Origin of the sequence: Methanobrevibacter sp. (assembly GCF_017539065.1) — an archaeon.
Lineage (GTDB): Archaea > Methanobacteriota > Methanobacteria > Methanobacteriales > Methanobacteriaceae > Methanocatella.
Map to the genome: position 1 here is coordinate 1 of NZ_JAFYHP010000030.1, position 20,680 is coordinate 20,680.

Below are 20,680 nucleotides of genomic sequence, written 5' to 3' on the forward strand. Positions count from 1 at the left end.
AATTAGAAGAATTCCCCTTCGTCGCTCATTCCAATTGGAAATGAAACCCTCTGCCTCCATTCAGGAGTGTTGACCTCATCAATCGGATCAAATTTCAAAGTCTCTTTGAATTCCTTCCTTATCTTTACAACGATTTTCCTTTCAAGGGAGCTTGTGGTTTCAAAGACCTCCTCGAAGCCGTCAGGAAGCTGTGCCAGGACAATCTGGGTCTTTCCATTGAAGGTATAAACATCCAGTACCTTGAATCTGGAGTTTCTTGCTGCTGTGTGAAGCCCCCATCCGGTTCCATGCTCGAATTGGGATAAATCGGCCATGTACTGTGATATTATAAGATACCTATGGCTTGTAAGCATTCCTCCGATTTTCGGGGTCGCATCCACGAAGGCCTTTTCAGTAAGGATCTGTCCGGCTTCGTATTTTCCCGCCAGGGCATCGTCGAGGTCGACGTCACGGACATACCTTGAGCCACCCTGAAGAATCTGCCTTATGATTTGATATTCAGGTGACTGAGGATCCTCCTCCGGATGGTCGTTGTGGTTGACGTATGGATACGCATCCTTTAAATATTCAGTGTATTCCCAGTCAATCAGATGCTCATTTTTATAGAGCCTTCTGATTTCATCCCTCAGCTCCATAAGGGCAAAGCCGAAAAGATTGCTCTGGCCTCCCCATTCGTCATCTGAAATGTAGACCAGTGACTTGTCGCCGGTTGAGAGCAACCACTTCTTAAGGTCTTCATCGTTCATGATCTTGTAATAGCAGGCGTTCAGGCATACTGTGTATTTGAATTCCTCCCATCTCGCCCTTTCGCTTTCGGGAACCTCATAGTCCCTTAGAATCCTAATAGGTATTTCAAGGTTGTGGTCTCCGGTACATGAGCCGTATCTTGAATAGAGAACCATGTGCTCGATTGACCTGAACCACTGGCCGTTCTGGCGGAATTCCTTTTCGTCGCCCATGGTTATGAAATCATTGACGACTATCCTGTCCTCGCCGATTTGTGAGTATTTTGGCCTGCCGTAGTCCCTCCACAAAAATCCTGAAAGGACTTCCCTGTCGGATGCGAATTTTTTATCTTCGAAAAGCCAGTTCTGTGGCTGCGGGAAGAGTTTGTAGAATTCCTCTGTGCGTGGTGGTTCATTCATCCTGTAGTCCTCTCCGTAGCCCATTCTCCATCCTATGGTTATTGCGGATAGTTCAGGGTATACGAGCCATCTTGGGGCTGCATATTTTCCTTTGTCACAGTATTTCTTTACCATTTTATCACTCCTTTTGGTTGATGGTTGCAGACTGACATTATCATCTACAATATTATATTGTTAACAACTTGTATATAAACTTTGTTAATAGTTTGTGTGTAAAATAGGTAAAAAAACAGTAAATCAAAACATCATCGTTTCATGATTCTAAGAGGATGACTCTTTAATTCATCCAATAGTTTGAAAATGTCCTCAACAATTCTTTTTGATTCAGCAACTGGAAAATCCTGTGATTTTTCACTATAATCCGCTCGATTCCTTTGTGATCTTAACTTCTTCAGTTTTTTACCTAACTGCTGCTCTTCAATGAAAGGAGAATTTTTTAATTCCGTGATTAAAGTAGCATGAGGATTATTTCTGGAGAGGATTCTTCTAAAAGATTCCTCATAATATTCCTTTGATGGTCCAAAACAGGAATAATAGAAACGGCTTATTGAAGACCTTTGATATTCTTCCTTATTTGAGAAACTCATTAAATGAACCCCAACATCTGCATTTTTCTTCCAATCGAAAACATTCATTTGAACCACAAATCCAGACAGACCAATCCCTTAATGATTGTTGAAAAACCTGCAATGTAGAAAAGTTCCCTTTCAAGTTCATCCAGCTTTTTCCAATCTTCTTCAAAGGATGACTTAAAGCTGTTGATGTAAATGGTTATATCATCCAGCTCATGGAATTCCGGGTCTTCACAGAATGTCAGGCATTTCTTATACTTTGGAAAATAATTATTGATTAAAGGAGTTATGGCATTAATATATTCAAGCAATCCCTTATTTTTCTTCAAAAAGTTCTTAACAAGCTCGCCATTATGAATCTCATAGGATTTGGATAACTTTTCGATTTCATTGTTGTCAAATGTGGCATTTGAATAAGATGCCTGTTGAGGTATCTGCATTTTTTGAGTTAAAGAGAAATTTTTTTGCATAATTTTAAACCTTAATATCAATACTTAAATCTATAATATCCTATGTTCATCCATGTATATAAATATATCTCTTTATTTTGAGGTTATTTTTACAAATAAAAATCAATATTAAGTTTAAATAAAAAACGAAGTCAATGCAATATTTACCTGACTTAAGTTACCCCTAAAAAAAGAATCATAGCAGATGCCAAGCGTTCTACTTAATTGCAATTTTTTCTTTTTTTGCTTACTTTATTGAAAACGGTTTCCTTGAAAACAACAGTTGCTTTTTGAAAAAATATGATTAAAATCCCTATAAATAAATAAAAAAAAGATAAAAGTAAAAATTTCAATGCTTTCGTAAATCCAGTTTCCAATTCTTATAGGCCAAATCCTTATCCGTTTCTTCCCATTTAAGATTCTCATCCAAAACCCTCTTTTTGAGTGTCTGAAGACTTCTTGACTTTAAATCAGTGCCCCTGTAGCACCAGAAATCACCGTTCCTATAGACATTCAAAAATCCGGACCTGTTTGCCTCATCAAATCTAAGGGATTCCTCTGCCAAGTCCTTATCCAAAACATGCCACTTGAGACCGTAGAGGCTTACAAGAACCTCCAGATCCTTCAGGTTGTCGGCCTTGAGCTTCCTGTCGTAATATTGGTATTGCCATGAATTGTCATCCATAAGATAGACGTTCATGAATCCTGAGAATTTCATGATTAAAGATAGGTTTTTTAAATTAATATGGGTTTCTAAAAAAAGGTTATGTAGATGCATCAGCATCCACTCTAAAAAAAATCTTCAGTAATATCCGATGTAGTTTCCTGCATCGTCGTATCCAGGCTCGTCCATGTCGATGTATCCGTTGCTTCCCACATGGTAGTTAACAAAACCGTATTTGTTGTACATGTAGTTGTCCACTTCGGACTGGCTGTACATCGGGGTTCCGTCTGACTTGTACGCATATGGGGCAGGTCCTGACTGAGCGCTGCTGGCCTCTTCCTGCTGCGCTTCCTTAATCTTTATACTCTCGGTAGCGTTGCATCCATTGTAGTCGTCATTTCCTCCATAAGTGACGGTTACATCATATTTTCCCTTGCTTTTGTCCAGTTTCAGTTTTCCGTTACCGTTTGAATTGGTGACTACTGAATGGTAGTCGCTTGCCTGATTCTTATCTGTTATGGTTACGTTGACGGTCTGGCCAACAATCGCATTTCCGTTGACATCTGTCAGCTTGATTTTAAGGTAATCCCCTTCGCTCAGGGTTGACTTGCTTTTAAAATCAAGATTTGTATCTTTCTTGTTGAGATTCGGCATCACCGCAGCTATCCCCACCAGGAGAATGGCGATGATTGCAATCAATGCTATGATTATGATTTTGTTCTGATCCATAGTACCACCTAAATATAGTTAATATTGTGTTAATCATATGTATATAACAATTTCTGCACAACTTATACTGGAAATTCAATATGGAAAAAACGCGCCAAATTCAATAATTTATTAATAGATTTAAATGAATAAATATAATATGACTAAAAAAACAGTTCAATGAACTAAAGGATGTGTTTTATGATTAACGTTATAAGCTTATTGAATCAAATCGACGACGTGATGTATTTTCCCATCCTGATTATCGTCATGGCGATAGCGGGATTGTACTTTACATTAAGAACAAGAGGAGTGCAGATCAGGTTATTTGGCGAGTCCTTGAGACTTCTGATGGAACCGAGCGATGATGAAAACTCCGTATCATCCCTGCAGGCAATGCTGGTGTCCACCGCCTCAAGGGTAGGGACAGGAAACATCATAGGGGTTTCCACAGCAATCTGCCTTGGAGGTCCGGGAGCCTGTTTCTGGATGTGGCTCATGTGCCTTATCGGCGCGTCTTCAGCATTCATTGAAAGTACTCTTGCCCAGATTTTCAAGCAGAAGGACCATGAAGGCCACTCATACGGAGGTCCGGCATATTATATTGAACAGGGCTTGGACAAACCGAAACTGGCACTGCTTTTCTGCATATTCCTGATTGCAACCTATGCCGTCGGATTTAATCTGCTGTGTTCATACAACCTCCAGTCCACATTCATGGACTATCCGTTCTACAACTCCACCACACCATACATCATCGGTGCTGTGCTGGCCATCCTGACCGGATACTGCCTGCTTGGAGGAGGAAAAAGAATCGTCAAAATCACCGGCACTGTTGTCCCGTTCATGGGATTTGCTTATGTCGGCGTCGCATTGATCATAATCCTGATAAACTACCAGAACATACCGTCAATGTTTGCCCTAATCTTTCAAAACGCTTTTGATTTCCAGTCCATCTTTGGAGGCGTAGCCGGTTCATGTATGGTATACGGAATCAAAAGGGGACTGTTTTCAAACGAGGCAGGAGTCGGTTCGGCGCCGAACGCCTCAGCTTCCGCAAACGTGTCACATCCTGCAAAACAGGGGCTTGTCCAGACATTATCAGTTTACATCGACACACTGCTTTTGTGTACAGCCACAGCATTGATGTGTCTTTGCACCGGAGTTGCACGTGATGCAAGCGTTTCTGGTGCCCCATATGTGCAGAATGCAATTTCAACCGTTTTCGGCACTGCCGGCCCGGTATTCATCACAATTGCAATGGTTCTATTCGCATTCACAACACTGATAGGAAACCTGTATTATGTGGACAACGCATTAATCTTCATGAACAAAAAGAAAAAGCCTTCACAGAAATTCATGAGGATATTCCATCTCCTGTGTGCTGTGGTCGTTTTCATAGGAGCCATAATTCCAATGGATGCCGCCTGGGCAATGGCGGATATCTGTATGGGAGGCATGACCCTGATCAACCTGCCTGTTTGTGCGCTTCTGGGAACCATAGCCATATCCTGTCTGAGGGATTACGAAACCCAAAGGAAGCTGGGAAAAAATCCTGTTTTTAAAGCGAACTCCATCGGTTTTGATGAAGGAGAACTGGATTTCTGGAAATGAATTTTCCAGAATATTCATTTTTTTATTCAGTTGGAGCTTCGCCAGGTAATTCCAAACTAAAGGTCAATTAATACTGAAAAAAGATGCCAAATAATGTTTGAAGAAAATATCAAATATCAGTATTGTCTTTAAAATAAAAGAAGTGTAGGTGAAGTTTCACCTACTTGATTGTAAAATTAAATTGGATTTTTACATATCATCTAAAACTACCAAATTAGAAAGCTGCATTAGGGTCACCATTAACGCTCACAATAATAGAGTCATCATTGTTGAGCACCATAATTAAATATCAGATTAGATATAAAGTATATTATTAAACATTGTGGTGTTTTCTCATGAATAGAAAAACAATTGAGTATATAATTATTATTATTGCTGTCGTCTTATTGATTTATGCTTCTTATTTTTTTATTAATTATCAATATCACGCAAATGAGATTGAATTCGATTCAATTACCATGCTAGCACCGGAATCATCCAATTATGAAATAGTTGGTGATGCAATTGAATTCAGAAATCCCGATAGTTTCTATAATATGGACGTCACAAAAACAAACTCCGATGATGCAAAGGTAAAAAGCTTATTGAATGCGCTTTCAAATTTCAATACGGGAGACATAACCTACTATAATGAAAGTTGCTACCTTGTAGTTGTAGAATATGATAATGGAAACTATAATGATCATGCAATAATCATTCCTGTTGATTCATTTGACAAGGACACTTTAACATTTTCCAAAAACACACCGGTCTGGCTGTTTGACAGCAATGATTTTAAATTTGTAGTTGATTCAGCACTCAATAGTGAGGTGGTTTTATGAGTCATGATGTTTTTATTAGTTATTCTACAAAAAACAAAAACACCGCTGATGCAATTTGTCATGTTTTAGAGCAGAACAGCCTCAAATGCTGGATTGCGCCTAGAAACATCACCTCCGGTAAAAATTATAGTAATGAAATAATTAACGGCATAACATCAGCGAAAATTGTGGTTTTGGTATTTTCAAAATATTCACAGGCATCCGATTTTGTTAAAAACGAAATCGACATTGCATTTTCCAATGAAAAACCGATCATTTCATTTAAAATTGATGAAACAATGCCTGAGGATGAAATGGAATACTTCTTAAAAAACAAGCATTGGCTGGAGGCATATCCCGAACCTGAAAACCACTTTGAGAAATTAATTGGGGATGCACTGAAATTATGCGATGAGGAGTATGACAAACCTATCTGGTTTAGTTTGAAGGATTTTGCTCCAACTGACATGTCAAAACTAAAAAAGGATTATACTTCACTTATATTATTGTTTACTCCACTATATTGGGCTTCTTTTATTTATATGGGCATTGTAGGCAACAATAATCTGTGGAAACTTGCAGGATTGCTGTATCTCATTCCATCAATCATATGCGCCATATTCTATTTTGAGATATGGGGAGTGTTGTTCATATTCTATCCTGTTTTCAAAGTATTCTTATATGTATTCATTGCATTTTGGATTCTGGCCATAATCCACGGATTTGTAATAAGAAACGAATTTTTAACAAGGAAATCAGTTTTAAGGGTAATGTCTGCAGATGATAAAATGTTCGAATCTCTTTTAGAGGAATATTCACAAATTTAAGGTAATAATATGCATGATGTATACATTTGTTACGATGAGGAAGATAAGATAAAGGCAGATTCAATTTGCCACTTATTTGAACAGCACAAAATAAAATGTTGGATTAAGTCAAGGGACTACTATTCAGGGGATTCCGTTGATAAAATATCTCATGCTATTCGAAATTCCAAATGTATGGTTATACTTTATTCAAAAAACTCCAAAGTGTCCAATCCTGTTGTAACGGAAGTGGATATTGCATTTTCAAGCGGAATTCCAATTCTTGCATTCAATATTGACGGCACCAACAAAAAGGGAGACCTTGAATTTTTCCTGAAAAACAAGAAATTCATAAACGCTTTTCCTAACACCCGAGATCAATTAGCATTACTTGTCAAAGATACCTCAGAAATTATAGATAATCCTTGTGAGGATGTTGAAATCCCATCAAATATCTATAAATTATTCGAACGCAAGAGCAAGCTATTGAAATATGCAAAAATTGCCATACCAATCATAGTTATTTTAGCTTTGGTGGTTTATTTTGTCATTATTCCGATGGGCCAGCATACAACGGATGATGGCATTTTTTCAATGAACATTACAACTGTTGATGTGAAAGACGCGGATGGAAAGTATTTCTACACCGTTCATGGAGAATCAAACAACTTACCTCAGAATTCAACACTATACTTTATGAAAACACAGTATTTTGACAGCGAAAACAATATGGTGTATGAAATCAATACATCGGCAGATGAGTTTAGATTTGGAGTAATCGCCTCATTTGACGTTCCGCAAAAAAATATCACTCATGTCTCATTTAAACTGGTTGATATAAATGATAACCTGATATGTGAAGATGAATATCGGCTATGATGGCGAAATCCATAAAAAAAGAGATTATAGATGAAAAATATTCATCTATTTAATTTTTATTTTTGTTTTTACAGATTTAGTATTGTAGTATTTGTTTCCTGCAAATATAACTGTAGCTTTGTGTTTACCTTTTTTGGTTAATTTTTTGATTTTGAAAGTGGCTTTACCTTTGGAATTGGTTGTAGCCTTGAAGGTTTTACCTTTGACTTTTAATGTAACTTTAACATTTTTAATTGCATCTCCATAGTCATCTATTAAAACAATGCTGTATTTTTTGGTTTTCTTTTTAGCTTTAAAAGTTGCTTTTTTAGCAATTAAATATGGTGTTGCTTTTTTAACAACAATTTTTGAAGTTGCTGTTGACTTACCAAAGTTAGAATCTCCATTAAAGGTAATTTTCACATTATGTGTGCCCGGAGCTAAACCTTCTGTAGGTATTTCAGCTTGACCCTTTTCATAGGTATAATATTTTGTTGTTTTGCCGTCAATATTAACGAAAATAATATATCCTATAAAAGGATTATTGAATTGGTCCCTTAAGGTAATGACCAAATAATCCTGATCATTATAAACAGTATTTACTTTTGCAGGGGATGTTAATTTTGTAGAGAATTTAACAAGTGTGGATGCATAAGCATCATTGTCTCCAATATTTGCTTTATTGCCTTCAAAATAACAATAATAACTTGAACCGTTATACAATGCTCCGCCCTTTTCTGCGGCAGTATTGCTGATAAAATCAGAATAATATGCAACAGTCATATAGACTGCTCCACCATTCTTTGCAGAGTTGCCCTCAAAGATACAGTCTGAAGCAGTGTTTAGATAATGAATTTCATCACCATATATTGCTCCACCCTTTTCTGTTGCATCATTATCAATGAAAATGCAATCATAGACATCACAACGGTATATTGCCCCTCCATTCTTAGCAGCGTTATTTATGAAAGTACAATTCCCCACAAGGCCATTAATTACACCATATATTGCTCCGCCGTTTTCTGTTGCAGAATTATTTATGAAAGTACAATTTATGGCAAGAGCATCCTGACGAGCGCATATTGCACCGCCGATTTGTGCAGTGTTGTTTATGAAAGTGCAATTTTCCGCGTTACCTCCACATATCGCACCTCCCTCCTCGTTTGCTGAGTTATTTATGAAAGTACAGTTCACGGCATCGCCACGATACATCGCACCACCATAATTGTTTGCTTTGTTGTTTATGAAAGTACAGTTTAGGGCATCACTCTCATATATCGCACCGCCGGGACCTTGTGATGCTATATTGTTTATAAAAGTACAATTTACGGCATAACCCCTAAATATCGCACCGCCGGGATTTTGTGATGCTGTATTGTTAATGAAAGTACAATTTATAACATTTCCATTTTTTATAGCACTATTGTTCGCATTGATAAATACAATATCATGGAAAAACACACTAATTTCTTCATTATAAATATCTTTTTCACTAACTGAAAAAATCCTTGCAGAATGCGCACCGTCTAAAGTAAACCCATTACCATAAATAGTCATTTGGCGATTAATGACAATGCCTTCTTTAAATTCATCATCAGTGCCGGGGGTGAAAGTGTAATTTCCATCTAAATAAACGTCAATATCATCATTACCATTTATTGCAGTATTCAATTGTCTGAATGTTTTAGGATTAGCATTTAGTAGATCATTATCTTGATTTTCCACACTAACAACATCATTCGCAGAATCATCAATATTAACAACTTCCTCAGTTGCAACAACATTATCAATATTATCTGTAACATTTTCAGATGCATTAACTGAGGATATTGATAATATGCTAATAAGAACTATCAATAATAGAATTATCTTTTTGTTTGGCAAATTTTTCCTCCAAATTAATTATATGATAATTTATTTGTTATCTTTTCTTTTTCTTTTTTGTTGATACTTTTTTTGCTACTACTTTTTTTGCTGGGGCCCTATAACTTTTGTACTTGTATGTAGGCGAATAAGATGCAATATTTAATCGAATTTTCTTCCCACTTAGAGATGAAGTCGGACCCACACCCATTTCAAATTTAAAGTCTTCCATATTGTTTGTTAAGTCAATATCCCTACTCTCTGTAGTTGCAGTAGCATTGACATCAATAGTAAATTTACCTCTGGTATCATGTTTGTTTAATACTCCAAAAACCTGTATTGATTTGGCGGTGTTAGGAGCTATATCTCCAACAGTCCAGACATTAGTTTTCGGATCAAAAGTGCCACAATCTTTAGAATATCCAACAATTCTTAAGTTACTTGGAATGTAGTTAAAAAGATTAACATTTTTAGAAGTTCCACTGAAACTTGTAACTGTCACTGTCCAAGATACATCAACTGTATCTTCATGATCATTTGGTAAAATTGTTACCTCCAAATCAACAATATCTTGATTACTATTGCCCTCTTCAAGTATAGGGGTTGTGTTTTCATCGGCACAAAGAGTTATCAGACCATTATCTGCAGATGTTTGATTTATGTTTTCATCAGCACAAACAGTTATCATTGAAATCAATACTAAAAAAAGTAAAACTATTAAGAAACTTACTTTAGATTTCATGATAAAATTTTTAAAAATCGTTTTATAAATACTTTTATATATGCATTTGCTAAAAACTTAAGAATTTCTTCAAATTTTTATGATATTCATATGAAAAACCCATCCGCATTCATCATATTTTCACTAGTTGTCTTTTGATAAATATATCCGCACATCTACAGTCAAATAAAGGTCTCAAATGCTTTTCATCATAACCTCAGAAGGGATAAATAAAATTAGTAGATGCCAGTGCAACATCTACTTAACTTTGATTTTAACTTTTTTGGTTACTTTGTTGTAGTAGCTGTTTCCTTTGTAGGTTATTGTTGCTTTAAATGTTCCTTTCTTTTTCAGTTTGGTTATTTTGAAAGTTGCTTTACCTTTAGTGTTGGTTTTTGCTGTGTAAGTTTTTTTGTTTACTTTAATTGTAACTTTAGTATTTTTCATAATTTTTAAGTTATTTTTTAAATTTATTGTGTATTTTTTGACTTTTTTGGATTTTTTGAAGGTTTTCTTTTTAGCAGTTATTTTTGGAGTTGCTTTATATACTACAACTCTTACTGATTTACTTGATGTAGCATAACTGTCATCCCCGATGAATTTAATTGTTGCAGTGTATGTTTTTGGAACTAAATCTGATATATCAACACTTACCTGTCCTTTAGAATTTGTATAGAGTGTTTTGGATATTGAACCCACATTAATTGTAACTTTTTGGGATGATAACACCTTCCCGTCCGCATCTTTCAATGTGACTGTAAGTTTTTTGGAAACTCCAAAAGTTGAAGTAACTTTGGATGCTGTTAGAGTTGTTGAAATTTTAGTTACAGTATCATTAACAATTTTGCAGTTGGTAAAATTACAGTTTACGTATGAACCCCCATAAATCGCAGCTTCTTCAGATGTTGCTTTACAATTTGTAAAATTTGAATTTATCGCTGTACAATTATCCCCATCATAATTATAAATAGCTCCACCATACATAGCAGAACAATCATCGAATTTACAGAAGTTTATAGTAAAATTAGTGCCTCCATAATTATAGATAGCTCCACCATACCTAGCAGAACAAGTATTGAAATTACATGAATTTACAGTATAAACATCACCATCATAATTATAGATAGCTCCACCACTAGATCTACCAGAACAGTCAGAGAAATTACATGAATTTACAGTAAAATTAGTGGCACGAATATTAGAGATATCACTACCAATGAAAGTACATGAATTTATAGTAAAATTAGTGCCCTCAAAATTATAGACAGCTCCACCACTAATACTAGCAGAACAGTCATTGAATTTACAGAAATTTGCAGTAAAATTAATACCTGAATTACGGATAGCTCCACCATACCCACTAACACTACATTTATTGAATCGACAGAAATTTACAGTAAAATCAGAACCTGTATTATAAATAGCTCCACCACTGCCGCTAACAGAACATTCTGTGAAATTACATGAATCTATAGTAAAATTAGCACCAGTAGCATAGATGACTCCACCACCGTAATAATCAGAATAACTAGCAGAACAGATTGTGAATGTAGAAGATTTTATAGTACAGTTAATGCCATTATCATAGATAGCTCCACCACTACTAGCAGAACACTTAGTAACAATACATAAATCTGCAGTAAAATCAGAACCCAAATTATAGATAGCACCACCATCTCCCCTAACAGAACAATTATTAAAATTACAGGATTTTACATTAAAATCAGAACCATTATTATAAATAGCTCCACCATCACTACTAGCAGAACAGTCAGAGAAATAACATGAAACTACATTAAAATCAGGAACATTATTATAAATAACTCCACCACTACTAGCAGAACAATTATTGAAATTACATGAATTTATAGTAAAATTAGCACCAGTAATATAGATAGCTCCACCATCTCTACTAGCAGAACAGTCAGAGAAATAACATGAAACTACATTAAAATCAGAACCCTCATTATAAATAACTCCACCATCCCTACTAGAAGAACAGTCAGAGAAATTACATGAAACTACATTAAAATCAGAACCCTTATTAAAAATAACTCCACCATCATAAGCACTAGTAGAGCAGTTAGTGAAAGTGCATGAGTTTAAATTACAATTATTAGCATTATTACCGATAGCTCCACCATCTGCCATAGCAGAACAATTATTGAAATTACAGGATTTTACATTAAAATCAGAACCCTCATTATAAATAGCTCCACCACCAAGACTAGAAGAACAGTCAGAGAAATTACATGAAACTACTTTAAAATCAGAACCCTTATTATAAATAGCTCCGCCCTCAAAGCCACCAGAACAATTATTGAAATTACATGAATCTACAGTACAATTAGCGCCATTATTATTTATAGTAGGTGAAAAGGATGTGGCTGAACAGTTATTAAAAGTACATGAGGTTATATTACAATTATTTGCATTATTTTGGATAACCCTAGAACAGTTAGTAAAAATACATAACTTTACAGTACAAGTAACACCCAAATTATGGATTGCCCCACCACTAGCCCAAGCAGAACAGTTAGTAAAATTACATGAGTTTATATTAAAATTATTTGCCTTATTTCTGATAGTTCCGCCCCATCCACCTTTACAGTTATTAAGAGCACATGAAACTACATTAAAATCAGAACCCTCATTATAAATAGCTCCACCATCACTACTAGCAGAACAATTATTAAAATTACAGGATTTTACATTAAAATCAGAACCATTATTATAAATAGCTCCACCATGACCAATAGTAGCAGAACAGTTAGTAAAAATACATGAATTTACATTAAAATCAGAACCCTTATTATAAATAGCTCCACCAGCATATCTAGCAGAACAATTATCGAAATTACATGAAACTACATTAAAATCAGAACCCGTATTATAAATAGCTCCACCATCATATCTCACGGAAGGACTTGAATAACCGTTTGTGAATGTTATATTTTTAAGAACAACATTATTACCAGTTATATAGAATATTTTTGATTGTGAATTTGCATCTATTGTATGGCCTTTTCCATCAATTGTTAATGATTTAGAAATGGTTATTCCGTTACCATTGAATCCGTTATTATAAGCATAGTTATTTTCTAATGTTATTGTCGCATCTGCAGCAGCATTATTAATTTTTGTTTGTAATGCAGTAAATGTTCCGGCATCTGTTTCAAGTATTACATCTTCGGATGATGATATCGCTTCATCAGTTGTATCCTCATTTAATTCAATTTCTTCTGAAGAGGTATCCTGCAATACTTCGATATTACTATCTGTTATATTGTCATTTGCACTGACAGCACTTATTGATACTACCGCCAGTAGTAAAAAAGTCAGTAACATTATCTTTTTCATGTTCATTTTTCCCCGCCTCATTTTCATTGTTAATTAATTATTTATTAACATAAGTATATATATTGGATTTATTTGACCATATGTCAAGTATACCTCTAATCTTGCAGCCAACATAAAGTGAGCCTGCAGGCTCCCTGCATGAATTAAATCAAAAAAAACATCAAATTAAAATGAAAAATTTGATATTTATATCAATTTTTACTAAAAAAATATTTCTCTATTAAATCATGTTTAAAACATTAATAAACAACTATAATAATATAATTCGATTAAAAATAATATAAAAATTAATTATACTATTCATTTTTAGTAATATAAACTTCAGTTAAATATTATTTTTTTGGGAAAACCATGTTCTAATTGGAGCTTCGCCAGGTGTTACCGCACTTTGCACATCTTATAAAATTAGTAGGCGCCTCATCGGCTGATCTTGTCTGCACTGTCCACCAGTAACCTTTTGTCCCACCGCACTTATAGCATGTTATTGTGGTTGTCGGAAGAGCCGCAAGGTTGTTTCTTTTTACGATGACTTCCATCGGAGGTTTTGTCTCGCCTTCCATGTGGTATTGCTCCTCAATATCCTCTTCAGACAATGATTTTACATAGCCACATCTACATTCAATCTTTCCTTTCTTAGGAAGTAACATTGCACCGCAATCAGGACAGAATTCCATATCACTAAACACCATTAAAAATTCGTAAGTATTAATATAATCAAACAGGTTTATAAAATAATCGGTTGAAAAAAAATTAGAAAAAAAAGATTGGATATGGAAGGGTCAACCTTCCACCATTATCAGCTTGCCCGTAGCAGGGTCCTTGTAAACCTTACCCATCTCGGTATAGCCTTGGCCGGATGAATTTGAAGTATCCGGAGTCTCGTTCAACTGTTGGCCCTGATCCACTTCAGTCATCTTCTGCTGCATCTGCTCATGCACATTCTGGCTAGGGTCAATCATGGCCTGCATGTTCCAGCTTATGATAACGAAAACCAAAAAACCAACGGCAATGACAAGCATCGCATCCACAAGGTTGGATGTTCCCGCCATCGGGTCTTCCTCTACACGTTTGGATCTGCGTCTTCCGCCTTTTCTTACCATAAGCACCACTAACTGTTCATTTTGTCAAGTACCGCATCAATCAAAGCGTCCAAATCTGACAGGTATCTGTCATACCATCCTGAGCGGACTTTACCGATCACATAACATAATGCACCTGAACCGATACCTACAATGGTTGTGTTGAATGCAACGGTAAGGGAAGATGCCAGCGTATTGATGTCGCCCGCACCCAGTGCTGCAAGACCCGGACCCATAGGAATCAGTGTACCCATCAATCCTAATGTAGGCCCGATACGGGTAATGATGTCGGTTTTCTGTAAGTTATCCATTGTTTTTTCCTCTTCGAATTCATATAACTTACGTGCAAGCGCTTCCCTTGAGGAATTTCCCAATTCCTGTGAGGAAGCTATTTCTGTCAGTACCTTTTTCTGTGATTTCGGAATCTTTGCGCTGCCGATGACGCTTTTCAATGCTTCGACTGATTCGGCTCTGTTAATGTCATAAATCAAATCTCTGATTGTTCCGACAGGAACCTTTCGCCTTGATGTATACTCTGCAATGACTCCGCCCAGTGTAATGATTGAAATAATCACGATGATCAGCAGAATCACCAGTACAGGAACTGTCAAGCTCTGTGAAATCACATCAAGGGACCCTGTTAAGAACTCTCCGCCGGGAATATTTAAAACCATATCTTTTCACCTTATCTTAAAATACTTCTGCCTCTTTTATTCAAAACGATGCCTCCAACAAGCAAAATAGCAAACGCTAAAATCACCATGAGGACATCCTGAGGAGAACCCATAGTAATAGGACTTTGAGTTTTAGACAATACCCCCGCAATGTTCGGTATGATAATGGCTGAAAGCAAGAAATATGCACCAAGCAAAAGCATGAAATTGCCTAAAACAATCGGATAAGGCCTGTTGATTACCTTAACGATAGTGTTTGATGCAAAATAAGTTACAATCATAACGCCTACAAGCGCAGCGGCGGCATACCAGCTCAAGTCAAGTGAACTGACTCCAATGGTCGGCGCAACAATAAGGACGCTTGCAATAATCGAACCGAAACAGCATGGACAGGGAGCAATAATCGCCAGGGAAGTTGCAGTTGACGTATTCTTATCATGTATTTTCCATTCCCTTATTGTGAACAGGCCCGCAATGATCATGATTGAGGCCATGATAATGTAGAATATTGTATTATAACTGTAGATTGCCTGAACCAATTGTTCTGAATACAGTGAAGCAATAGCAGAAATAAGAACAACGCCTCCTCCATAAGCTATGCAAATTGCTGCAAATAATTTTTTTGACAAATTGGCCAATCCTGACGCAAGTCCGATTTTGATACCGAATACCATAACGGATGCGAAGATTCCAACTTGCCACAATACACTCATCATATCCATAGTAAAAATTCTCCATAATCAAATTAAAATTAATTTATTACAATTACATATTAGTCATATTAAATATATAAAATTTTATCAATGCCCGTTGTGCAACACAGACATTATCATATCTAATGTTTATATGCACTATCTAAAAAGATTTTTGATTTAAATCTAAAAACTTAAAATCAATGAAAAAGTAATATATGTAACATATAAAATTAATGAGGCAAAAAATGTTTTGGAACGAAGAAATTGAAACAATGCCAAGGCAAGACCTTGAAGAACTGCAGTTGAAGAAACTTCAAAAAACCGTCAAACGAGCTTTTGACAAGATTCCTTACTACAACAAAAAGTATAGCGAAGCTGAAGTTTTCCCGGAAGATATAGAAACTTTAAAAGATATTGAAAAACTCCCGTTCATCACAAAAGATGACCTAAGAGAAAGCTATCCCTTCGGACTGTTTGCTGTCGACATCGATGAAATTAAGGAACTGCACTCATCATCCGGAACCACAGGAAAACCGGTAGTGTCCGGATATACCAAAAAAGACATCGACACATGGGCGGAATGCATTGCACGCGGTTTGAAAATGATGGGCTTGGATGAAACAGACATAATCCAAAATACCCACGGATACGGAATGTTTACAGGAGGATTCGGAGTCCACTACGGATCCCATAAAATCGGAGCAACAATCATCCCGATTTCAACCGGCCAGACCAGAAGGCAAATCGAAATCATGAGCGACTTTGGAGCGACATGCGTAATATTCACCCCGTCCTACGGAATCCACTTGGGGGAAGTCGCCCTCGAAGACGGAATCGACCCGAAGGAATTCGGCATCAAGGCAATCGGATTCGGAGCCGAAGGATGGACTGAAGAAATAAGGCGCAGGGTGGAAGAAATCTTTGGAACCAAAGCATACAACATTTACGGCCTGACAGAACTCATGGGACCCGGTGTGGGAATAGAATGCAGTGCGCAAAAAGGTCTTCACATTGCAGAAGACATATTCTACCCGGAAATCATAGACCCGAATACTGAAAGGGTATTGGGCGAAAACACCCCCGGAGAACTGGTATTGACAAACCTTGAAAGGGAAGGAATGCCTGTGATAAGATTCAGAACAAAGGATCTCACCAAGCTCACATATGAAAAATGTGAATGCGGAAGAACACATGCCAGAATGAGCAGAATTACCGGCAGATCCGATGACATGATTAAAGTCAAAGGCGTGGCCATATTCCCGTCACAAATCGAAAAGGCATTGCTTAGAATCGGTGATGTAGAGCCTCATTACATGATTATAGTCACAAGGCCGGGCACATTGGATGAAATCGAAGTCAAGGTCGAAGCATCACAGGACATTTTCTTTGACGGCATAAAGGAAATGATGGCAATCCAAAACAAAATCGAAAAATCAATTGAAAACGAAACAGGCATAAGAGTTAAAGTAACTCTTGTTGAACCTAAAACCCTTCCAAGATTTGAAGGAAAAGCAAAAAGGGTTATAGACGAAAGAGACTTGCATTAGGTGAAATCATGAAAATCAAACAATTATCAATATTTTTACAAAACAGAATGGGAAGCCTGTCCAAACCATTGGAAGTGCTGACAGTTGCCAACGTAAACATCAAGGCAATGTGCATGGCGGACACATCCGAATTCGGGATTCTGAGACTTGTGGTTGATGATCCGATTAAGGGAAAAGAAGCGCTTGAGGAAAATAATTTCCTTGTCAAGATTACCGAAATTATCGCTGTCGAAATGAACGACTCACCGGGCGGTCTGACCACTGTTTTAAGAGTTATTAAAGAAAACCTGATTGATCTGGAATATCTCTATGCATTCAGCCATGAAAAAGAAGGAAAAGCAATACTGCTGCTGCATGCAGACGATATCGACAGGCTGATAGATATCCTAACAGGAAACAATATAACTATGGTTCCTGCCAGCGAAGTTTACAATTTATAATAAAAAAAGTCTAAAAAAGAAAAAAAATTCTTTTTTAGATATTTCCAATTTTTTAAAGGCATTATTCGGCTAAAGTCCAGTAACACCTTTTCGGAGAAACAATTGTTTCATCCTTTTTCAATTCTTTCATGATTTTGTCAACTTCTTTCTTATCCACACCGGATATTTCACTGACTTTTTTTGCATTTAAAGGTTCATCCGAATTTTTGAATGCTTCGATTACTTTTTCCTTATCATCCATTATTATCACCTGATATTATTTTTGTCGTAATATTATATGAAAATTACCCTTCCGTCAAATACGATTAAAAGTTAATACCTTTTCAGTTAATATGCTAAAAATCATTTACCGAAAAGCCGAAATCATTTGAAAATATTTAAATATATTTTACACTAAACATTTAAACATAAAACATCATGATTCTACATGATAGTTTTAAAAGATTAGGTGATTAAAATGGGAAAACTAGACGGAAAAGTAGCAATCGTAACCGGATCAACCTCCGGTATGGGCCGTTCTACAGCTAAATTATTTGCTGAAGAAGGTGCAAAAGTTGTTGTAACCGGAAGAAACGAAGAAAGAGCAAACGCCGTAGTTGATGACATTAAAGCAGCTGGTGGAGAAGCATTCGCAGTCATCGCAGATATGGCTGATGTTGACGACATTAAAAAAATCTTTGATGCAACCATTGAAGAATATGGAACTGTCGACATCTTATTCAACAATGCAGGACTTTTAAGCATAACCCCTCTTTTAGAAATTACCAAAGAGGAATGGGACAAAGTATTTGCAGTTGACGTATACGCTCCATTATACTTAACCCAATTGGTAGCTCCTGTAATGAAAGAAAAAGGAAAAGGTGTTGTAATTAACACCTGTTCAGTTGCATCCTACGCTGCACACTTTGGATTTGTAGGTTACATCTCATCAAAACACGCTATTGCAGGTCTTACCAAATCCATGGCATTCGAACTTGGTCCTGAAATAAGATGTAACGGTATTGCTCCTGGTGCTATCCACACCGCTATGGTAGACAGTATTGGTGGAGTAGAAGCATTACAAATGATGGTTGACGGAGCACCTATGAAAAGAGTAGGTCAAGGAGAAGATATTGCTGCATTAGCATTATTCCTTGCTTCTGACGAATCTGAATTCGTAGACGGTCAAATCATCAGATGTGACGGCGGATTTGAGTGTTAAGTTTTTTAAAGTAGTTGGATTTAATCCACTACTCCTATTTTAATTTTTCAATATTGAGCGTTTTTTAGTCTAATTATATTTTGCCTGAAAATTTTTTGGAAGTTAGACTCATCCCTAACTTTTCCTTTTTAACGCCACAAAAAAAGCTTATTTTAAAAAAAAAGTATTGGAAATGTTATTTTTCAATAACATATCCGTGATTTTGCGCTTTGGTGACAAAGACTGTTCCCTTGTCTCCAATCATATCCTTGATTTTTTCAACGATGAATTCGTTTGACTCATCGAATACTGTGTACAATACCGGACCGAATGAACTGATTCCGGCACCGTAAGCCCCTGCATCTTCCATTGCTTTCATGGTCGGCAGGTAACTTGCGTCAAGGGAGTGTTCCAGCTTGTTGAAACCTACTTTTTGAAGCTCGCTTACAGCCCATCCAAAGTTTTTAATGTCCTTTTCAAGCATGAACGGAAGAAGGTTCATTAAAATCAGGTGGGACACCTGTTCCACTTCCTCTTTTGGAATAGGACAATATGTCTGGAATACATCAACTTCGTCATCACCCTCCATGTGCTTTTCGATTTCAGGAATGACAATCAGGATTTTCCATTCTTCCGGAAACTCATATCTTGCAATCAATGTAGCAGGCTTTGCCTTTGATGCACCGGACGGTAAAAATAAAGGTTTTTCCTCCTTACTGTGTCCGCCGTCTACGATGAAACCACCCAAATCGTGAGTGTATGTTCCGATTCCGGAGGTTCCGCCTCTTCCGACAATGCTGCTTAAGATTCTGCTTTCCACTTCAATGCCCATTGTTTCTGTAATCAAATGAGCAGTGGAAACTGCAATTTGAGTTCCGCTTCCAAAACCGGAATGCGGAGGATAAGTCTGATGAACTGTAAATTTAAATCCTGAATCAATGTCAAAGTGCTCAATGGTCTTTTGAGCAGCGGCAGGAATTTTTTCCTTACATTCCAAAATAGCTTCCTCGTCAGTTACGGTATCTGCAAATACAAGTTCAATTCCACTTTCTATTTGCTCAGATTCCAATACAAATTGTGGGTCAGCCAATGCTAGACCGATTCCACCATCAACTCTTCTATATGACCCGTTCAAGTCAATGAGGGACATATGTATTCTTGAAGGTGCTCTAATTATCATTTTTTCACTTCCGTTAAAATAATTTCTTATTAATATATGTTTATAAATAGTAATAAAGTTTTCTTTATATGCCTGCAAAAAGTTAGTTGAATTCAAAGCGAAGATAAAAAAAAGAGATTTAAATTCAAAATGAGTATTAAAATACTCGTTTTAGTCTTTTTTTTATTGATTTTTAATTTTAAAGAGAGAGTATCAGGACAAAAATTATTTTCAGGAATTTTGCTAAAAGAGGAGTAAACATTTCAATTATTGATATTTTAAGTTATCTGCATAGGCCATGTATCTAAATGGTAAGTGTTTATGTTAAAAAAACATTGAGAAATTT

At 36.4% G+C, this 20,680-nt stretch carries 21 protein-coding genes; 7 read left to right on the plus strand and 14 right to left on the minus strand.

Annotation, left to right across the window (positions count from 1 at the left end):
• Nucleotides 1-2: 2 nt before the first annotated feature.
• The 5 genes from IKS50_RS08095 to IKS50_RS08115 all read right to left on the minus strand — a co-directional run bounded on the left by IKS50_RS08095 (nt 3) and on the right by IKS50_RS08115 (nt 3,559).
• Nucleotides 3-1,259, minus strand: coding sequence for an NADAR family protein (locus IKS50_RS08095; protein WP_292848149.1), 1,257 nt, complete (start codon nt 1,257-1,259; stop codon nt 3-5).
• Between the two features lie 131 nt (nt 1,260-1,390).
• On the minus strand, nt 1,391-1,780 hold the full coding sequence (locus IKS50_RS08100; protein ID WP_292848152.1) for a hypothetical protein: 390 nt from the start codon (nt 1,778-1,780) through the stop codon (nt 1,391-1,393).
• Nucleotides 1,777-2,187: a hypothetical protein gene (locus IKS50_RS08105; RefSeq protein WP_292848155.1), complete on the minus strand. Its 411-nt coding sequence runs from the start codon at nt 2,185-2,187 to the stop codon at nt 1,777-1,779. Before IKS50_RS08105 ends, IKS50_RS08100 begins: the two co-directional genes overlap by 4 nt.
• Nucleotides 2,188-2,515: 328 nt before the next feature.
• Nucleotides 2,516-2,944 (minus strand): hypothetical protein, encoded by a 429-nt coding sequence (locus IKS50_RS08110; RefSeq protein ID WP_292848158.1) that lies wholly within the window; start codon nt 2,942-2,944, stop codon nt 2,516-2,518.
• Between the two features lie 24 nt (nt 2,945-2,968).
• Nucleotides 2,969-3,559 carry an Ig-like domain-containing protein gene (locus tag IKS50_RS08115; RefSeq protein ID WP_292848161.1) on the minus strand — a complete coding sequence of 197 codons (591 nt, stop codon included), beginning with the start codon at nt 3,557-3,559 and terminating at the stop codon, nt 2,969-2,971.
• Between the two features lie 180 nt (nt 3,560-3,739).
• Here IKS50_RS08115 and IKS50_RS08120 point away from each other — a divergent pair, with 180 nt between their 5' ends.
• From IKS50_RS08120 to IKS50_RS08135, 4 genes are all read left to right on the plus strand, one after another.
• Nucleotides 3,740-5,152: a sodium:alanine symporter family protein gene (locus IKS50_RS08120; protein WP_292848165.1), complete on the plus strand. Its 1,413-nt coding sequence runs from the start codon at nt 3,740-3,742 to the stop codon at nt 5,150-5,152.
• Between the two features lie 335 nt (nt 5,153-5,487).
• Nucleotides 5,488-5,973 (plus strand): hypothetical protein, encoded by a 486-nt coding sequence (locus IKS50_RS08125; RefSeq protein WP_292848168.1) that lies wholly within the window; start codon nt 5,488-5,490, stop codon nt 5,971-5,973.
• Nucleotides 5,970-6,779: a toll/interleukin-1 receptor domain-containing protein gene (locus IKS50_RS08130; RefSeq protein ID WP_292848171.1), complete on the plus strand. Its 810-nt coding sequence runs from the start codon at nt 5,970-5,972 to the stop codon at nt 6,777-6,779. The genes IKS50_RS08125 and IKS50_RS08130 overlap by 4 nt, the downstream gene beginning before the upstream one ends.
• Nucleotides 6,780-6,788: 9 nt before the next feature.
• A complete protein-coding gene (locus IKS50_RS08135) occupies nt 6,789-7,637 on the plus strand; it encodes a toll/interleukin-1 receptor domain-containing protein (protein ID WP_292848174.1) in 849 nt (282 codons plus the stop codon).
• A gap of 45 nt (nt 7,638-7,682) precedes the next feature.
• On the opposite strand, the gene IKS50_RS08140 is transcribed toward IKS50_RS08135, so the two are convergent.
• The 7 genes from IKS50_RS08140 to IKS50_RS08170 all read right to left on the minus strand — a co-directional run bounded on the left by IKS50_RS08140 (nt 7,683) and on the right by IKS50_RS08170 (nt 16,035).
• The gene (locus tag IKS50_RS08140; RefSeq protein ID WP_292848177.1) at nt 7,683-9,500 is read right to left on the minus strand and encodes an Ig-like domain repeat protein; all 1,818 of its coding nucleotides are present in this window, start codon (nt 9,498-9,500) and stop codon (nt 7,683-7,685) included.
• Nucleotides 9,501-9,537: 37 nt separating this feature from the next.
• Complete coding sequence (locus tag IKS50_RS08145) at nt 9,538-10,167, minus strand: hypothetical protein (RefSeq protein ID WP_292848180.1); 630 nt, start codon at nt 10,165-10,167, stop codon at nt 9,538-9,540.
• Nucleotides 10,168-10,458: 291 nt separating this feature from the next.
• On the minus strand, nt 10,459-13,560 hold the full coding sequence (locus tag IKS50_RS08150; RefSeq protein ID WP_292848183.1) for a right-handed parallel beta-helix repeat-containing protein: 3,102 nt from the start codon (nt 13,558-13,560) through the stop codon (nt 10,459-10,461).
• Between the two features lie 356 nt (nt 13,561-13,916).
• Complete coding sequence (locus IKS50_RS08155) at nt 13,917-14,234, minus strand: transcription factor S (RefSeq protein ID WP_292848186.1); 318 nt, start codon at nt 14,232-14,234, stop codon at nt 13,917-13,919.
• 105 nt (nt 14,235-14,339) lie between these two features.
• On the minus strand, nt 14,340-14,660 hold the full coding sequence (locus IKS50_RS08160; protein WP_292848188.1) for a DUF2149 domain-containing protein: 321 nt from the start codon (nt 14,658-14,660) through the stop codon (nt 14,340-14,342).
• 8 nt (nt 14,661-14,668) lie between these two features.
• A complete protein-coding gene (locus IKS50_RS08165; protein ID WP_292848190.1) occupies nt 14,669-15,313 on the minus strand; it encodes a MotA/TolQ/ExbB proton channel family protein in 645 nt (214 codons plus the stop codon).
• Between the two features lie 11 nt (nt 15,314-15,324).
• On the minus strand, nt 15,325-16,035 hold the full coding sequence (locus IKS50_RS08170; RefSeq protein WP_292848193.1) for a DUF2162 domain-containing protein: 711 nt from the start codon (nt 16,033-16,035) through the stop codon (nt 15,325-15,327).
• Between the two features lie 218 nt (nt 16,036-16,253).
• Between IKS50_RS08170 and IKS50_RS08175 the strand changes: the two genes are divergently transcribed.
• Together IKS50_RS08175 and IKS50_RS08180 are read left to right on the plus strand one after the other, a co-directional pair.
• A complete protein-coding gene (locus IKS50_RS08175; RefSeq protein WP_292848196.1) occupies nt 16,254-17,555 on the plus strand; it encodes a phenylacetate--CoA ligase family protein in 1,302 nt (433 codons plus the stop codon).
• 8 nt (nt 17,556-17,563) lie between these two features.
• A complete protein-coding gene (locus IKS50_RS08180) occupies nt 17,564-17,995 on the plus strand; it encodes an acetolactate synthase (RefSeq protein WP_292848199.1) in 432 nt (143 codons plus the stop codon).
• A 61-nt stretch (nt 17,996-18,056) separates the two neighbouring features.
• Here the strand turns inward: IKS50_RS08180 and IKS50_RS08185 are convergent, their stop codons facing one another.
• Nucleotides 18,057-18,236, minus strand: a complete 180-nt coding sequence (locus IKS50_RS08185; protein ID WP_292848202.1) for a MarR family transcriptional regulator — start codon at nt 18,234-18,236, stop codon at nt 18,057-18,059.
• A gap of 216 nt (nt 18,237-18,452) precedes the next feature.
• Here IKS50_RS08185 and IKS50_RS08190 point away from each other — a divergent pair, with 216 nt between their 5' ends.
• Nucleotides 18,453-19,196 (plus strand): SDR family NAD(P)-dependent oxidoreductase, encoded by a 744-nt coding sequence (locus tag IKS50_RS08190; RefSeq protein ID WP_292848205.1) that lies wholly within the window; start codon nt 18,453-18,455, stop codon nt 19,194-19,196.
• Between the two features lie 175 nt (nt 19,197-19,371).
• Here IKS50_RS08190 and IKS50_RS08195 read toward each other — a convergent pair whose 3' ends face one another.
• Entirely contained in the window at nt 19,372-20,355 is a 984-nt protein-coding gene (locus IKS50_RS08195; protein WP_292848208.1) for a beta-ribofuranosylaminobenzene 5'-phosphate synthase, read from the minus strand.
• Nucleotides 20,356-20,680: the final 325 nt, after the last annotated feature.

Coding starts and splice junctions, on each gene's coding strand:
- IKS50_RS08100 (WP_292848152.1), bottom strand. CDS start 1,780: ATGAATGTTTTCGATTGGAAGAAAAATGCAGATGTTGGGGTTCATTTA.
- IKS50_RS08160 (WP_292848188.1), bottom strand. CDS start 14,660: ATGGTAAGAAAAGGCGGAAGACGCAGATCCAAACGTGTAGAGGAAGAC.
- IKS50_RS08155 (WP_292848186.1), bottom strand. CDS start 14,234: ATGGAATTCTGTCCTGATTGCGGTGCAATGTTACTTCCTAAGAAAGGA.
- IKS50_RS08145 (WP_292848180.1), bottom strand. CDS start 10,167: ATGATAACTGTTTGTGCTGATGAAAACATAAATCAAACATCTGCAGAT.
- IKS50_RS08195 (WP_292848208.1), bottom strand. CDS start 20,355: ATGATAATTAGAGCACCTTCAAGAATACATATGTCCCTCATTGACTTG.
- IKS50_RS08130 (WP_292848171.1), top strand. CDS start 5,970: ATGAGTCATGATGTTTTTATTAGTTATTCTACAAAAAACAAAAACACC.
- IKS50_RS08110 (WP_292848158.1), bottom strand. CDS start 2,944: ATGCATCTACATAACCTTTTTTTAGAAACCCATATTAATTTAAAAAAC.
- IKS50_RS08175 (WP_292848196.1), top strand. CDS start 16,254: ATGTTTTGGAACGAAGAAATTGAAACAATGCCAAGGCAAGACCTTGAA.
- IKS50_RS08185 (WP_292848202.1), bottom strand. CDS start 18,236: ATGGATGATAAGGAAAAAGTAATCGAAGCATTCAAAAATTCGGATGAA.
- IKS50_RS08165 (WP_292848190.1), bottom strand. CDS start 15,313: ATGGTTTTAAATATTCCCGGCGGAGAGTTCTTAACAGGGTCCCTTGAT.
- IKS50_RS08180 (WP_292848199.1), top strand. CDS start 17,564: ATGAAAATCAAACAATTATCAATATTTTTACAAAACAGAATGGGAAGC.
- IKS50_RS08125 (WP_292848168.1), top strand. CDS start 5,488: ATGAATAGAAAAACAATTGAGTATATAATTATTATTATTGCTGTCGTC.
- IKS50_RS08115 (WP_292848161.1), bottom strand. CDS start 3,559: ATGGATCAGAACAAAATCATAATCATAGCATTGATTGCAATCATCGCC.
- IKS50_RS08135 (WP_292848174.1), top strand. CDS start 6,789: ATGCATGATGTATACATTTGTTACGATGAGGAAGATAAGATAAAGGCA.
- IKS50_RS08120 (WP_292848165.1), top strand. CDS start 3,740: ATGATTAACGTTATAAGCTTATTGAATCAAATCGACGACGTGATGTAT.
- IKS50_RS08190 (WP_292848205.1), top strand. CDS start 18,453: ATGGGAAAACTAGACGGAAAAGTAGCAATCGTAACCGGATCAACCTCC.
- IKS50_RS08150 (WP_292848183.1), bottom strand. CDS start 13,560: ATGAAAAAGATAATGTTACTGACTTTTTTACTACTGGCGGTAGTATCA.
- IKS50_RS08095 (WP_292848149.1), bottom strand. CDS start 1,259: ATGGTAAAGAAATACTGTGACAAAGGAAAATATGCAGCCCCAAGATGG.
- IKS50_RS08105 (WP_292848155.1), bottom strand. CDS start 2,187: ATGCAAAAAAATTTCTCTTTAACTCAAAAAATGCAGATACCTCAACAG.
- IKS50_RS08170 (WP_292848193.1), bottom strand. CDS start 16,035: ATGGATATGATGAGTGTATTGTGGCAAGTTGGAATCTTCGCATCCGTT.